The sequence below is a fragment of the Macromonas nakdongensis genome (genome assembly GCF_002837145.1).
GTDB classification, from domain to species: domain Bacteria; phylum Pseudomonadota; class Gammaproteobacteria; order Burkholderiales; family Burkholderiaceae_C; genus Macromonas_B; species Macromonas_B nakdongensis.
Genome location: NZ_NWMV01000166.1, coordinates 2,763 through 3,056 on the forward strand (window position 1 = coordinate 2,763; position 294 = coordinate 3,056).

Here is a 294-nt window from a genome sequence, read left to right on the forward strand (position 1 = left end):
CGGCCGCGTCGAGCGCGGCGTGTTGCTGCTCGGCCCGCCGTTGCCGACCAGCATTTCCTCGCCCTCTGGCAACGAGCTGTTCGCTTCGCTCGCCGCATCGCACGCGCCGCGCTGCACGGTGGTGGTGCTGTCGGGGGCCGGGCGCGACGGGGTCGAAGGCGCCTGGGCGGTGCGCCAGGCCGGGGGCTGCGTGCTGGCCCAGGACCCGGCCGACAGCGCCTTCAATGGCATGCCCGGGGCCGCGGTGCGGGCCGGTGTGGTCGACGCGGCCCGGCCCATTCCGGCCCTGGCCGA

At 76.9% G+C, this 294-nt stretch carries 1 protein-coding gene; it reads left to right on the forward strand.

Annotation, left to right across the window (positions count from 1 at the left end; genetic code table 11):
• A partial coding sequence (locus CON77_RS14835) for a chemotaxis protein CheB (protein WP_198552413.1) occupies positions 1–294 on the forward strand: 294 nt, incomplete at both ends.